This window comes from Curtobacterium luteum (assembly GCF_014646995.1).
In the GTDB taxonomy this organism is placed as follows: Bacteria; Actinomycetota; Actinomycetes; order Actinomycetales; family Microbacteriaceae; genus Curtobacterium; species Curtobacterium luteum.
On the sequence record NZ_BMOI01000015.1, the window covers coordinates 19,105 to 32,884 of the forward strand.

The 13,780-nt window shown below is 70.5% G+C and carries 15 protein-coding genes; 8 read left to right on the top strand and 7 right to left on the bottom strand.

Annotated elements, in window-relative coordinates; genetic code table 11:
* The coding region (locus IEY20_RS16970; RefSeq protein ID WP_194461801.1) for a hypothetical protein at nucleotides 1-615 on the bottom strand (615 nt) is incomplete at its 3' end.
* A 173-nt stretch (nucleotides 616-788) separates the two neighbouring features.
* Nucleotides 789-1,058 carry a hypothetical protein gene (locus IEY20_RS14670; RefSeq protein ID WP_022903712.1) on the bottom strand — a complete coding sequence of 90 codons (270 nt, stop codon included), beginning with the start codon at nucleotides 1,056-1,058 and terminating at the stop codon, nucleotides 789-791.
* Nucleotides 1,059-1,269: 211 nt separating this feature from the next.
* Here IEY20_RS14670 and msrA point away from each other — a divergent pair, with 211 nt between their 5' ends.
* The 3 genes from msrA to IEY20_RS14685 all read left to right on the top strand — a co-directional run bounded on the left by msrA (nucleotide 1,270) and on the right by IEY20_RS14685 (nucleotide 2,913).
* Entirely contained in the window at nucleotides 1,270-1,797 is a 528-nt protein-coding gene (msrA, locus tag IEY20_RS14675; RefSeq protein ID WP_022903713.1) for a peptide-methionine (S)-S-oxide reductase MsrA, read from the top strand.
* A 36-nt stretch (nucleotides 1,798-1,833) separates the two neighbouring features.
* Entirely contained in the window at nucleotides 1,834-2,091 is a 258-nt protein-coding gene (locus tag IEY20_RS14680) for a methyltransferase (protein WP_229728085.1), read from the top strand.
* Nucleotides 2,092-2,205: 114 nt separating this feature from the next.
* Nucleotides 2,206-2,913 carry a single-stranded DNA-binding protein gene (locus IEY20_RS14685; protein ID WP_175327455.1) on the top strand — a complete coding sequence of 236 codons (708 nt, stop codon included), beginning with the start codon at nucleotides 2,206-2,208 and terminating at the stop codon, nucleotides 2,911-2,913.
* 144 nt (nucleotides 2,914-3,057) lie between these two features.
* On the opposite strand, the gene IEY20_RS14690 is transcribed toward IEY20_RS14685, so the two are convergent.
* On the bottom strand, nucleotides 3,058-3,780 hold the full coding sequence (locus IEY20_RS14690; protein WP_175327454.1) for a hypothetical protein: 723 nt from the start codon (nucleotides 3,778-3,780) through the stop codon (nucleotides 3,058-3,060).
* 183 nt (nucleotides 3,781-3,963) lie between these two features.
* On the opposite strand from IEY20_RS14690, the gene ettA reads away from it, so the two are divergent.
* A complete protein-coding gene (ettA, locus tag IEY20_RS14695; RefSeq protein WP_175327453.1) occupies nucleotides 3,964-5,649 on the top strand; it encodes an energy-dependent translational throttle protein EttA in 1,686 nt (561 codons plus the stop codon).
* A gap of 30 nt (nucleotides 5,650-5,679) precedes the next feature.
* Entirely contained in the window at nucleotides 5,680-6,135 is a 456-nt protein-coding gene (locus tag IEY20_RS14700; protein WP_175327452.1) for an acyl-CoA thioesterase, read from the top strand.
* 40 nt (nucleotides 6,136-6,175) lie between these two features.
* On the opposite strand, the gene IEY20_RS14705 is transcribed toward IEY20_RS14700, so the two are convergent.
* On the bottom strand, nucleotides 6,176-7,030 hold the full coding sequence (locus IEY20_RS14705) for an acyl-CoA thioesterase (protein WP_175327451.1): 855 nt from the start codon (nucleotides 7,028-7,030) through the stop codon (nucleotides 6,176-6,178).
* Nucleotides 7,031-7,081: 51 nt separating this feature from the next.
* Between IEY20_RS14705 and IEY20_RS14710 the strand changes: the two genes are divergently transcribed.
* Nucleotides 7,082-7,783, top strand: a complete 702-nt coding sequence (locus IEY20_RS14710; RefSeq protein WP_175327450.1) for a DUF8185 domain-containing protein — start codon at nucleotides 7,082-7,084, stop codon at nucleotides 7,781-7,783.
* A gap of 67 nt (nucleotides 7,784-7,850) precedes the next feature.
* Nucleotides 7,851-8,693, top strand: a complete 843-nt coding sequence (locus IEY20_RS14715) for an NAD-dependent epimerase/dehydratase family protein (RefSeq protein WP_022905003.1) — start codon at nucleotides 7,851-7,853, stop codon at nucleotides 8,691-8,693.
* 93 nt (nucleotides 8,694-8,786) lie between these two features.
* Here IEY20_RS14715 and IEY20_RS14720 read toward each other — a convergent pair whose 3' ends face one another.
* The 3 genes from IEY20_RS14720 to pepN form a co-directional block, all read right to left on the bottom strand.
* On the bottom strand, nucleotides 8,787-9,257 hold the full coding sequence (locus IEY20_RS14720; protein WP_217504135.1) for a globin: 471 nt from the start codon (nucleotides 9,255-9,257) through the stop codon (nucleotides 8,787-8,789).
* Nucleotides 9,258-9,267: 10 nt separating this feature from the next.
* Nucleotides 9,268-10,314, bottom strand: a complete 1,047-nt coding sequence (locus IEY20_RS14725) for a mechanosensitive ion channel family protein (RefSeq protein WP_188889271.1) — start codon at nucleotides 10,312-10,314, stop codon at nucleotides 9,268-9,270.
* Between the two features lie 89 nt (nucleotides 10,315-10,403).
* Complete coding sequence (gene pepN / locus IEY20_RS14730; RefSeq protein WP_175327448.1) at nucleotides 10,404-12,944, bottom strand: aminopeptidase N; 2,541 nt, start codon at nucleotides 12,942-12,944, stop codon at nucleotides 10,404-10,406.
* Between the two features lie 125 nt (nucleotides 12,945-13,069).
* Between pepN and IEY20_RS14735 the strand changes: the two genes are divergently transcribed.
* The gene (locus IEY20_RS14735) at nucleotides 13,070-13,711 is read left to right on the top strand and encodes a mycothiol-dependent nitroreductase Rv2466c family protein (protein ID WP_372378654.1); all 642 of its coding nucleotides are present in this window, start codon (nucleotides 13,070-13,072) and stop codon (nucleotides 13,709-13,711) included.
* The last annotated feature ends 69 nt before the right edge of the window (nucleotides 13,712-13,780 follow it).

The following is a 13,780-nucleotide window of genomic DNA, read 5'->3' on the forward strand; positions in this document are numbered from 1 at the left end:
TGCGCGCAGCGAGGTCGTCGTCGGCGTGGGCGCGGGCTGCGGCGTCTCGGCCTGGCGGTTCGACACCTGGTCGGCGTTCCAGTCCTGCTGGCGCTTGACCAGGTCAGCGTCGGGATCGGGCGACTCGAACTTCCAGCGCTCGAGGTCGCTCTTGAACAGCTTGCGGGCGCGGTTCGGGCGTGCCTGCCACTCGAGCAGACGGTCGCGGAACTCGGCGAGGGACTGGTCGGCCTGGAAGGAGAACGTCGACGAGTTCTTCTTGATGTCGGCGATCTCGTGCTGGGCCCAGTTCGCCGCGAGCGGGGCGCCCGACACCGGCAGGAGGCGGAGCCGCACGTCGGCGTCCTCGGCGAGGTGGTCGGCGTAGGCGCGCTCCTCGTGTCCGAGCGAGCCCCACGTCGCGGCCTTCCGCGCCGCGGAGATGATCGCGGCGACGGCGGCGTTCTTCGCCTCACGCTCCTGCAGGGCGACCACGCGCTTGGTCGCGCCGCGGCCGATGAGCGCGGCGACGATGCCGGCCACCACGATGGCGACGAAGGGGATGATCGCGCCCGAGAGCAGCCGCCACCCCGTGTCCGACGCGGTCCAGTCCGTCAGCTCGTTCCACCAGTCCATGCGCGAACCGTACCCAGGGTGCGCGCGGACGGCGGGGAGGCTGTCCGGCGATCCGTGCATCCGCCCACGCTGGGCGACGCCGGGCGACGCCGGGGGGTGCTGGGAGAAGTGACGCGAGGGTCGTCGCGAGGGACGACCTGCGGCGCGCCGACGCCTTCCTGACACCTCGGGCGTCAGCCCCAGCGCAGGCAGTCGACCGCGTCGTCAGCGGACCAGACGTCCGGGAACTCGACGAACCGCCGCTCGGTCGGGATGTAGCGCCGAGCGCGGTACGCGGTGCCGCCCGCGACGTCGACGCGGTCCACGTATCCGACGATCTCGCCGTTGGCGCGGGTGACCCGGCTGAGGTCGTCGCGGACGTCGAGGATGCGGAGGTCGCCCCGGCTGCGGGCGACGGAGGACGTGCGGAGCCGGAACGCCGGTTCGGTCGTCGTGGTGTGCATGGTGTCCTCCTGGTGTGTGCTCGATGGGTCCGTGGTTCGTGCCTCCGACGCTACGGGCGACCACCGACACGCCGAGGGCGACGGATGCCTCCTGGGGACGACGTCCGCACACTGCGGCGGTGTGGACGACGCGTACCCCGAGATCCGCGCCCCGCGCCTCGGCGTCGGACGCCCTCCGCGCACGTGGAGGACGGCGCGGTAGCGTGGGCGCATGACGACGTTCGTGCTCGCAGGTGGTTGCTTCTGGTGCCTCGACGCGGTGTACCGCACCCTGCAGGGCGTGCAGGACGTGGTGTCCGGCTACATCGGCGGCACCACCCAGGACCCGACCTACGAACTCGTGTGCACGGGGACGACCGGGCATGCCGAGGCGGTCGCGGTGACCTTCGACGAGTCGGTGATCCCGGCGGACGTCGTCCTCGACGTGTTCTTCACGCTGCACGACCCGCGCCAGCTGAACCGGCAGGGCGCCGACGTCGGCACGCAGTACCGGTCCGCGATGTTCCCGGCCGACGACGAGCAACGTGCGCTGTTCGAGCGGGCGATCGAGCGTGCGGCGGACATCTGGGACGGTGGGATCGTGACCACGATCGAGCCGCTCACGACGTTCCACCGGGCGGAGGAGTACCACCAGGACTTCTTCGCGAAGAACCCCGGTCAGGGCTACTGCCTCGCGGTCGCGCTGCCGAAGGTGAACAAGGTCCGCAAGGCCTACAGTCAGTACATCCTGGCGTCCTAGCCACGGGCGTCGGGGCCACGAGGAGGTGGTCGAACGATGACGAACGACACGATGACGAACAGCACGACGACGAACAGGACCGGAGACTCGACGACGAGTGCCGCGGGGACCTGGGTCGCGGTCGGTCCCGCCGGCGCGGTGGGCAGCATCCACCGCGCTCCGGACGGGTTCCACGTCGAGCTCTTCGGACGCCGCAGCACGGGCGGGGTCTTCCCGTCGCTCGGCTCCGCGAAGAGCGCGGTGCACGCGGCGATGGGTCCGCACGCGGACCGACCGGAGTTCCGCGCGCACTGACTCCGGCCTGGAGGCACGGGGCACTTCTCCTGCACAGGTCGCGCCATCGGCGCTGTGATCCACAGATCGAGGCCCGGGCCGCTGACGCGGTCCGGGCCTCGTCACGATCGGAGCATGAACGACACGATCACGATCTGCGGCATCGTCGCCACCGAACCCCGGCACCTCGTCACCGACACGGGCATCGCCATCACCAGCCTCCGGCTCGCCTCGCCGTCACGGCGCTTCGACCGCGCCACCTCGACGTGGACCAACGGCGCGACCAACTGGTTCACGGTGACGGCCTTCCGATCACTCGCGGCCAACGTCCACAAGTCACTCAAGAAGGGCGACCGCATCGTCGTCACCGGGCGGGTGCGGATCCGCACGTGGGAGCGCGACGGGCGTGGCGGCACCTCGGTCGAGGTGGACGCCGAGGGCATCGGGCACGACCTCGCGTGGGGCATCAGCAACTGGATCCGCGTGCCACGGCAGGCGAACGAGACGGCCGTCACGCCCGTGGACAGCACCCGGGTCGATCCACGGACGGGGGAAGTCGGCGGCGCGCACCTGCACGGTGTACACCTGCCCGGTCCCGACGACGCCCCCGACGACGGACCCGGCGCCGGACCTGGCGAGGACGTCCCGGACGACGAGCCGTTGCCCGATGCCGCCGAGGCAGACCGGCACACCGCGGCGATCCTCGGCGAGGAGCACCCGTCGGGTGTCTTCGGCGTGGGTGACGCGACCGGAATCGGTGACGCTGATCAGCACGGGCTGCCCGCGGCCCTCGGCCTCGATCGCCCCTTCGGAGCGGAGGACGGGGACGCGGAAGCCGCCTGACCCGGCGGCCGACGGAGCGCCGCCGACGTCCGACGGAGCGCCGCCGCCGGACGTCGGAGCGCCACCGCCGGACGACGGAGCGCCGACCACCCGAGGGCGGCCGGCGCTCCGGTCGGCGGTGCGTCCGCAGTCAGCGGTCGGTGGTCAGCGACCGTTCCACTTCTGGGCGATCATCGCGATCCCCGACACCTGGTCGGTGTCCCAGTTGTGGCCGCTCGCCAACCCGGACACCCGGCCGTCGATCGAGAAGCTGGCACCCTGCACGCCGGCCTTGGTCTGCGTCGCCTTCAACCCGTGGAACGAGAAGCTGTTGTTCCACGAGCCGTTGAGCCCGATCCGACCCGTGGCGGTGCCGACGTCGATCCGGACGTTCTGCACGGTGGAGTGCACGGTGTCGCCGTTCAGGCGCGCGTTCGCCTCGGCGTTGAAGAACAGTCGCGGTTCGAGGTGCACGTTGACGGTGCCGATCGTCTTGTGGTTGACGCTGATCGCGGCGACGTCGTTCTTCCACCAGCGCAGCCCGACGGGCGTGAGGTTGTTCGTCGCGGCGTTCAGGTAGCCGTAGGTGAACTTGCCGTTCTGCACGCGCTCCCAGATGTAGCGGGGCTTGCCCTTGCTCTGGGGCGACCCGGAGTCGGACTGGATGCCGAACGAGAACGCATTGTTGTGGGCGTCGTGGACGTTGATGTACGACGAGTAGCCGGTGCCGGTGCCCTTGGCGCTGATGTTCGCCGTGTACGTCATGTAGGGCGTGCCGGAGGGGACGCTGAGCGCGGATGCGGGCGCAGCGGGGATCGTCACCGCGATCCCGAGTGCGAGAGCCCCGATGAGGGGCAGCATGAGACGACGGAGTCGGTTGTTCGCCATGTGGTCCTGGTCCTGGTCCTGATCGAGGCCGAGCTGGTGGTTTCGGGTCCCGCCGGCGAGTGATGCAGGTACCGTACGTCGCCCCACCGACACTTGTCAGCCCCCGATCGGGCAGGTGCGTCTTCCGGCGACGGCACCGCGGCCGCGCGATGTGCCGTCCGGGTCACTACACTTGACCGCGATATGGCTGAGTACATCTACCAGATGGTCCGCGCCCGCAAGTCGGTCGGCGACAAGCTGATCCTCGACGACGTCACGATGTCGTTCCTCCCCGGCGCGAAGATCGGCGTCGTCGGACCGAACGGTGCGGGCAAGTCGACGATCCTGAAGATCATGGCGGGTCTCGACCAGCCGTCCAACGGCGAGGCGAAGCTGACCCCGGGCTTCACCGTCGGCATCCTCATGCAGGAGCCCGAGCTCGACGAGGACAAGACCGTCCTCGAGAACGTCCAGCAGGGCGTCGGCGAGATCCACGGCAAGGTGGTCCGCTTCAACGAGATCTCCGCGCTCATGGCCGAGCCCGACGCGGACTTCGACGCGCTCCTCGCCGAGATGGGCACGCTGCAGGAGGAGATCGACGCGGCGGACGCGTGGGACCTCGACTCGCAGCTCGAGCAGGCGATGGCCGCGCTCCAGTGCCCCCCGGGTGACGAACTCGTCACGCACCTCTCCGGTGGTGAGAAGCGTCGTGTCGCCCTCTGCAAGCTCCTGCTCCAGAAGCCCGACCTCCTGCTCCTCGACGAGCCCACCAACCACCTCGACGCCGAGTCGGTGCTCTGGCTCGAGCAGCACCTGCAGCAGTACCACGGCGCCGTCCTCGCGGTCACCCACGACCGGTACTTCCTCGACCACGTCGCGCAGTGGATCGCCGAGGTCGACCGCGGTCGTCTCTACCCGTACGAGGGCAACTACTCGACCTACCTCGAGAAGAAGCGCGCCCGCCTCGAGGTCCAGGGCAAGAAGGACGCCAAGCTCGCGAAGCGGCTGTCCTCGGAGCTCGACTGGGTCCGGAGCAACCAGAAGGGTCGTCAGGCCAAGTCGAAGGCCCGTCTCGCCCGCTACGAGGAGATGGTCACCGAGGCCGAGCGCACGCGGAAGCTCGACTTCGAGGAGATCGTGATCCCCGTCGGCCCGCGCCTCGGGTCCCAGGTGATCGACGCCGAGAAGCTGCACAAGCAGTTCGGCGAGCGGGTCATCATCGACGACCTCTCCTTCACCCTGCCGCGCAACGGCATCGTCGGGGTCATCGGCCCGAACGGCGTCGGCAAGACCACGCTCTTCAAGACGATCGTCGGTCTCGAGCCCCTCGACGGCGGCACGCTCAAGATCGGCGAGACGGTCGACATCTCCTACGTCGACCAGAGCCGCGGCGGCATCGACCCGAACAAGAACCTGTGGGAGGTCGTGTCCGACGGGCTCGACTACATCCAGGTCGGCAAGACCGAGATCCCGTCCCGCGCCTACGTGTCGCAGTTCGGGTTCAAGGGTCCGGACCAGCAGAAGAAGGCCGGCGTGCTCTCCGGTGGTGAGCGCAACCGTCTCAACCTCGCGCTCACCCTCAAGCAGGGCGGCAACCTCCTGCTCCTCGACGAGCCGACCAACGACCTCGACGTCGAGACCCTCGGCAGCCTCGAGAACGCGCTGCTCGAGTACCCCGGCTGCGCCGTGGTGATCACGCACGACCGGTGGTTCCTCGACCGCATCGCCACGCACATCCTGGCGTGGGAGGGGCTCAACGAGGACGGCACGCCGAACTGGTACTGGTTCGAGGGCAACTTCGAGGCGTACGAGGAGAACAAGATCGCTCGCCTCGGCGCCGACGCCGCGAAGCCCGGCCGCGCGACGTACCGCAAGCTCACCCGCGACTGATCCGTGGCGGTCCTGCACGCTCCGGTCCGCATGCGGTGGAGCGACATCGACGCGTACGGGCACGTCAACAACTCTGCGATGCTGCGCCTCCTCGAGGAGGCGCGCATCGTGGCGTTCTGGGGTGCCGACCCGGACGAGGTCGACGCCGACGGGTCCGTCCCCGAGCCGATCATCGACGGTCGTCCGGGTTCGGGCACGATGACGGTCATCGCGGCCCAGCGCCTCGAGTACCTGGCGTCGATCCCGTACTTCCGGCAGCCGCTCGACATCCGGCTGTGGATCGGCCGGATCGGCGGCGCGAGCATCGACGTCTCGTACGAGGTGTGGTCGCCGGTCGGGCAGCAGCCCGCGGAGCTCTACACACGGGCGACGACGGCCCTCGTGATGGTCGACGCCGCCACGAACCGGCCGCGGCGGCTCACCGAGGCCGAGCGGGCGGCCTGCGAGCCGTACATCCAGGACCCGGTGCGCTTCTCACGCCCCTGACCGGCGCGCGCCGTCGGACCGACGCGCGGAGCGCTACCCGCTACCGCGGGACGCGCATCATCCCCTCCTGCGCGACGCTCGCGAGCAGCCGACCGTCCCGCGAGAACATCCGACCGAACGCGAGTCCCCGGCCGCCCTGCGCGCTCGGGGACTCCTGCGTGTAGAGCACCCAGTCGTCCGCCCGGCCGTCGCGGTGCCACCACATCGCGTGGTCGAGGCTCGCGCTCTTCACCCCGGGCGTGCCCCACGCGACCCCGTGTCGGCGCATCACCGGCTCGAGGATCGACAGGTCGCTCGCGTACCCGAGCACGGCCCGGTGCAGGGCCGGGTCGGCCGGCAGGTCGCCGTCCACCCGGAACCACACGGCCTGGTGGGGGAGCCGTTCCCCCTGCACGTCCACGAACACCGGACCCTCGACGTGCCGGAGGTCGATCGAGCGTTCCGCCCAGGCCCGCGCGACCGGGTGGTCGATCGCGGAGAGGATCGAGGCCGCCGACGGGAGGTCCTCGGGCGCCGGGGTGTCGACCGGGTACGGCTCCTGGTGCTCGACGCCCTCGTCGGGACGCTGGAACGACGCGATCATCGAGAAGATCGGTTCCCCGCGCTGGTACGCCTGCACCCGCCGGGTCGCGAAGGACCGGCCGTCGTGGATCCGCTCGACGCCGAAGGTGATGGGCAGGTCGGTGTCACCCGGTCGCAGGAAGTACCCGTGCATCGAGTGGATGTCGCGGTCCTCGATGGTGGACTGTGCGGCGACGATGCACTGCGCGAGCACCTGCCCGCCGAACACCCGGCCGTTCGGCGACCAGTGGCTCGCCCCGGTCAGGATGGTCTCGCCGGTGCTCGCGCCCGTGTCGTCGAGCCGCAGGGTCCGTAGGAAGTCCGGTTCCGTCACCCGCCCATCCTACGAAGCGCTCCCGGCCGGCCCCGGTAGGATCCGAGGGACATGGGCACCACCTTCACGCTCCCCGACGCCGCTTCGCTCGGTGACCTCCGCACCTACCTCGGACGCGCCGCCCGGATCGAGGACGGCTCGGTGCGGCTCATCGCCGACTCCGGGGTCCTCGCGGTCTACACGGCGATCCTCTACCCCGTCGGGCTGCTCGACGAACTGCCCACGGTCCTCGGCCTCCGGACGTTCTCGCTCGCCGAGCCCGCGACGATCGACGCGGTCGTCCCGCTCGCTTCGCTGCAGGAGCGGCTCCGGCTGCTCGCCGAGGCCCAGGACGCCGAGCACGCCGAGGGAGCCGACCCGACGCGGGCGACCCCGATCGAGGTGGAGCTCCCGCTCGAGGTCCACACCGTGACGTGGGCAGCCATCTCGCCGCCGCGCGGTGGCTGGGTGCCGCTGCCCGACGTGTCGGCCGAGTTGCTCCGCCGTGCGGCGAAGGCCGGCATCGCCGAGGTCGCCGAGGCGGTCCCGACGAACGCGGGCGAAGCGATCGTGCGCCGGGTCCGCTCCGAGGTCTGGGGCCGACCGATCCCGATGATCGAGCACCTGCCCGCGGGCGCCGGCTTCGCGGGGGAGAGTCTCGGCTTCCTCGGCCACGACCCGGTGCGCGTGTTCGAGACCGGTCCGTGGAGTCGCCTGACCACATCGCGCGGACACGTGCTGGTGAAGCGACGGGCCTGGTCGCTCAGCTCCTGACGGTCCGGCGGGCGCCCACGAGCGCGGAGGCCAGCGGGCTCCGAAGCCTGGGTGGTTGGCTTGGCGCATGCACGTCTTCCTCACCGGCGCGTCCGGCTACATCGGCTCCTCGGTCCTCCGCGCCCTCGTCGCCCACGGGCACGAGGTCACCGCGATCGTCCGCTCCGACGAGAAGGCCCAGCGGGTGCGTGACGCCGGCGGACACGCGATCGTCGGTGACGTCACCGACGAGGAGATCGTCGAACGGCTCGCGCACGAGGCCGACGGGGTGGTCCACACCGCATCGGCCGAGTCGGTCGACCCGGCGTTCACCGCGACCGTCCTCCGGGCGCTCGAGGGCACCCCGAAGCCGTTCGTCCACACCGGTGGCATCTTCACCTTCGGTGACTCGACCGCCGTCTCGGAGCAGTCGCCGATCGACCCGCCCGCGCTGACCGCCTGGCGGGTCGCGAACGAGGCCGCGGTCCGGGCGAGCACCGCACGCACGACGATCGTGGCCCCGGGCATCGTGTACGGCCGCGGCGCCGGCATCCCCGCGATGTTCGTCGGTGACGGCGAACACGAGGTCCGGCTCATCGGCGACGGCTCGCAGCGCTGGACGACGGTGCACATCGACGACCTCGGCGAGCTCTACGTCCTCGCGCTGCACCGTGCGGAGCAGGACGGCTACGTCGTCGCCGCCACCGGGGACAACCCGACGCTCCGGGAGATCGCGGAGGCGGGTGCGCACGGTTCGCCGGTGGTCGCGGAGAGCGTCACCGAGTCGCGCGACCGCCTCGGTGCGGACTTCGCGGACGCGCTGCTGCTGCACCAGGAGGCCACGGGCGCGCATGCGCGCGCCGCGTTCGGGTGGAACCCGACCCGCCTGTCCCTGGTCGAGGACCTCACCGACGGCTCGTACGTGCGCTGAGCCGCCACCGGCGCGGTCGCGCCACGGACGGACTGGAGGCACGGTGCGGGCCCGCACCGTGCCTCCAGTCCGTCGGTGGGTCGCGTCGGACCGTCAGTCGAACGTGTTCGTCATCGCGTGTGCGGCGCGGTCGAGGTAGGCCCAGAGCTCGGCCTCGTCGAGGGGCGCGAGACCGAGCGACTCGACGGCCTCGTGCATGTGGTGCAGCCAGCGCTCGCGCGCCTCGGACGTGATCCGGAACGGCTGGTGGCGCATGCGGAGCCGCGGATGGCCGCGTTCCTCGCTGTACGTGCCGGGGCCGCCCCAGTACTGCTGGAGGAAGGCGGACAGTCGCCAGACGGCTCCCTCGAGGTCGTCGGCCGGGTACATCGGCCAGATGACGTCGTCCTGCTGCACACCCTCGTAGAAGCGGCGGACCAGACGGTCGAACGTCGGGGCTCCGCCGATGCGGTCGTAGAGCGATCCGGTGGCGGAGACGCCGTGCTCGCCGACGCGGAGCGTGATCGGTTGCGCGGGCACGCGGCCGGGCCCGGCGGCGCCCGCCGCGGTGGTGTCGTCGGTCATGCCTCGCTGCTCACTTCTCATCGTCGGTGTCGTCGGTCCGGATGGCCTGGCCGAGCAGGTTCCGCTTCGGCTTCCGCGACTTCGTCGGGGCCGGGGTCGGCTGGGTCCGCACGGTGCGCAGCCCGTTGATGGACGTTGCGTTCTCCCATCCCGCGGGCATGATCATCGCCATCGCCGGCAGGGTGACGCCGAGCTCGTCGACGCTGCGCTTCAGCCGGATGCGCAGCTCGCGTCCGACGACGTCGAGCTCCGAGGACCGCGTCTTCACCACGAGCCGGAACACCATGCCGGCGTCCGTGATCGACTGCAGCCCCCAGATCTCCGGCTTCTCGACGATGCGCTGCCGCCAGCGGGGCTCCTGCGACATGGTGACGGCGGCCTTGAGCAGGGCGTCCTGCACGGCGTCGATGTCGGTGTCGTACGGGACGGTGATGTCGACGAGGACCCGCGACCAGCCCTGGGACAGGTTGCCGACGCGGAGGATCTGCCCGTTCGGCACGAACCAGAGGATGCCGTTCACGTCGCGGATCTGCATGACCCGGAGGCCCACGTTCTCGACCACGCCGGTGGCCTGCCCGGTGTCGACGACGTCGCCGACGCCTGCCTGGTCCTCGAGGATCATGAAGATGCCGGACAGCAGGTCGCGCACGATGCTCTGCGCACCGACGGCGAGGCCGGCCGCGACGAGCGAGGCGCCCCCGACGATGCCGACCGCGGCGTTCGGGATCGCGACCGGGATGATGATCGCGAGTGCCACGGCCACGACGATCACGGTGGCGAGGTTCTCGAGGACGCTGCCGAGCGTCCGGGTGCGCTGCACGACGCGGGCGGTCTGCGCCGGTGAGGCGATGAGCGCCTGCGTGTCGGTCGTGCCCTGGCGCTTCTTGACGCCGAGGACCACGCGGTTCACGACCGTGGTGATCATCCGGCGGAGGATCAGGCGCACGATGATCGCGGCGAGGATCACGATGACGATCGTGATCGGCTTGCCCCAGACGCTCCAGAAGTCGTCGAGGGCGGAGTTCACGGCTGCGTTGGTTGATGCGGCGAGGAGCATGATCCGATCGATGCTAGAGGGCGGGGCCTTGGCATCCCGTGAGGAACCCCGAGACCCCGCCCGTCGTCAGCAGGTCAGGAGCCCGCGGGTCAGGCGTCCGCCGCCTGGACCCGGAGTGCCCGCTCGGTGCCCGCGAGGTTCTCGGTCACGATGCGGCGCAGTGCCGGGGTCTCGGGGTGGGCGTCGAGCCAGGCGCGGGCGGCATCCCGCAGCTCCACCGAGGCGAGCGGTGCCGGGTAGAGCCCGGTGACGACCGTGTCGGCGATGTGGTAGCTGCGCTCGGCCCAGATGCGGGTCAGGACGTCGAAGTACCTCGACACCAGGCCCTCGAGCACGACCGGGCTGTTGACGTGCTGGAACCCGACCGTGGTCTGGCGCACGATCGCGTTCGGGAGCGCGTCCGAGTCGACCAGCGAGGAGAACGCCGCGAGCTTGCCCTCCGCGGTCGGGATCGACGCCCGGGCGCGAGCGGCTGCCTGCTCACCCGACGCGGTCTTGTCGGCGGCGAGCTCGGCGTCGACGTCCGACCCGTCCGCGGCACCGGCGAGCACGAGGCCCTCCAGCAGCTCCCAGCGCAGGTCGGTGTCGATCTCGAGCCCGTCGAGCGTCACCGAGCCGTCGCGCAGCCCCTGGAGCGTCGCGACGTGTTCGGGCGTGGACGGGATCTGCGCGAAGAACTTGACGAACTGGAACTGCGCGTCGGAGCCGGCCTCGGCCTCGGTCGCGAGGGTCCACAGGGTGTCGCCGACCTGGCGGATGGTCGCCTCGGACGTCGCCGGAGCGACGTAGTTGCGTGCGGTCAGCAGCAGCTGCGACAGCGTCGTGCGGATCGTGGTCGACTCGGTCTCGGTCGCGATGTTGCCGAGCACGAGCCGGACGTAGTCGCTCGCCGGGGCCTCGGCGTCGCGCGTGGCGTCCCAGATGGCGCCCCACACGATCGAGCGGGCGAGCGGGTTCGCGATGTCGGCGAGGTGCGCGATCGCGGTCTGGCGGGACTGCTCGTCGAGGCGGATCTTGGCGTACGCGAGGTCGTCGTCGTTGAGCAGCACGAGGTCGCCGCGGTGGACGCCGACGAGCTCCGGCACGTCGGTGCGGGCACCGTCGACGTCGATCTCGACGCGGTGGGTCCGCTCGAGCTTGCCGCCTTCGGACGCCGCGTAGACGCCGATCGCGAGACGGTGCGGGCGGAGCGTCGGGTGGTCCGTCGGCGCTTCCTGCAGGACGGCGAAGGACGTGATCGCGCCGTCGGCGTCGACCTCGAACTCCGGACGGAGGGTGTTCACCCCGGCGGTCTCGAGCCAGAGCGCGGACCAGTCGGAGAGGTCGCGGCCGCTCGTGGCCTCGAGCTCGACGAGGAGGTCACGGAGCTCGGTGTTCGAGTGGTGGTGCTTCTTGAAGTACGCCGAGACGCCGGCGAAGAACGCGTCGATCCCGACCCACGCCACGAGCTGCTTGAGGACCGAGCCGCCCTTGGCGTAGGTGATGCCGTCGAAGTTGACCTGGACGTCCTCGAGGTCGTTGATCGTCGCGACGATCGGGTGCGTCGAGGGCAGCTGGTCCTGCCGGTACGCCCAGGACTTCTCCATCGCCTGGAACGTCGTCCACGCCTCGGCCCACTCGGTGGCCTCGGCCGTGGCGATCGTCGACGCCCACTCGGCGAAGGACTCGTTGAGCCAGAGGTCGTTCCACCACTTCATGGTGACGAGGTCGCCGAACCACATGTGCGCGAGCTCGTGCAGGATCGTGACGACCCGGCGCTCCTTGATGGCGTCGGTCACCTTCGAGCGGAACACGTAGGTCTCGGTGAAGGTCACCGCGCCCGCGTTCTCCATGGCGCCGGCGTTGAACTCCGGCACGAAGAGCTGGTCGTACTTCTCGAACGGGTACGCGACGTCGAACTTCTCCTCGTAGTAGGCGAAGCCCTTCTTCGTGATGTCGAACACGTACTCGGGGTCGAGGTACTCGGCGAGCGACTTCCGCGCGAAGACGCCGAGCGGGATCGTGCGGCCGTCGCGGCTCGTCAGCTCGTCGCGGACGACCTCGTACGGCCCGGCGACGAGCGCGGTGATGTAGCTGGAGATCTTCGCGGTCGGGGGGAAGGACCACGTCGCGATCTCGCCGTCGACGTGCGGCTGGGGGGTCGGGGAGTTCGAGACGACCTGCCAGCGGGCCGGCGCGGTGACGGTGAAGGAGAACTCGGCCTTGAGGTCGGGCTGCTCGAACACGGCGAACATCCGCCGGGAGTCCGGGACCTCGAACTGCGAGTAGAGGTAGACCTCGTCGTCGACGGGGTCGACGAAGCGGTGCAGGCCCTCGCCCGTGTTCGTGTAGAGCGCGTCGGACACGACCACGAGCTCATTCTGCTCCTGCAGGTCGTCCAGCTGGATCCGGACGCCGTCGTTCACGGCGGCCACGTCGAGCGCGGCACCGTTCAGCGTGACGGTGTGCACGGTCTTCGTGATCGCGTCGATGAACGTCGAGGCGCCGGGGGTCGCGCTGAAACGCACGCGGGTGGTGCTGCCGAACGTCTCGGCACCGCGGGTGAGGTCGAGCTCGACCTCGTACGACTGCACGTCGACGACGGCGGCGCGCTCCTGGGCTTCGATTCGGGTGAGGTTCTCTCCGGGCACGGACGCTCCAACTTCCACTGGGGACGCGGACGGGTCGTTGTCCGCGTACGAGGGGTCCCGGCGCGGCGTCGTGCACCGGCGGGACGGTCGACTCCAGCCTAGCGAGCGCGCGTACGCTCGCATCCGTGACCGAGACGACTGTGGACAACACGACCGAACGCACCGCTGTGGACTTCTGGTTCGACCCGAACTGCCCGTGGGCCTGGATGACGAGCCGCTGGGTGGGTGAGGTCGAGCGCCAGCGTCCGATCGACGTCACGTGGCACGTCATGAGCCTCTTCGTCCTCAACGAGCACCAGGACGTCCCGGAGCCGTACCGGGAGCGGCTCACCGCAGGCCAGGTCTACCCGCGGATCGTGACGGCCGCACGGCTCCGCCACGGCGACCAGGTCGTGAAGCCCCTCTACGACGCGCTCGGCGAGCACGTCCACCACCGGCAGGAGAGCGACCCCGAGCAGGTCGTCCCGACGGTGCTCGCGGAGCTCGGGCTCGACGCTGACCTGGTCGAGTACGCGTGGACGGACGAGGTCGACCAGGCCGTCCGTGCCAGCCACCAGGACGGCATCGACCGCGTCGGCCAGGACGTCGGGACGCCCGTCATCGCAGTCGAGGGCACCGCGTTCTTCGGCCCGGTCATCTCGCCGGCACCGAAGGGCCAGGAGGCGCTCGACCTCTGGGACGGCGTCGTCGCGGTCGCGAAGTACCCGGGCTTCTTCGAGCTGAAGCGCTCGCGCACCGTCGGCCCGGTCTTCGACACCACCGTCTGACGCGAACGGTCGCCGCACAACCAAAGACGCGCGGAACCACGAGATCGTCTGGTTCGGTCTGACTTTGGT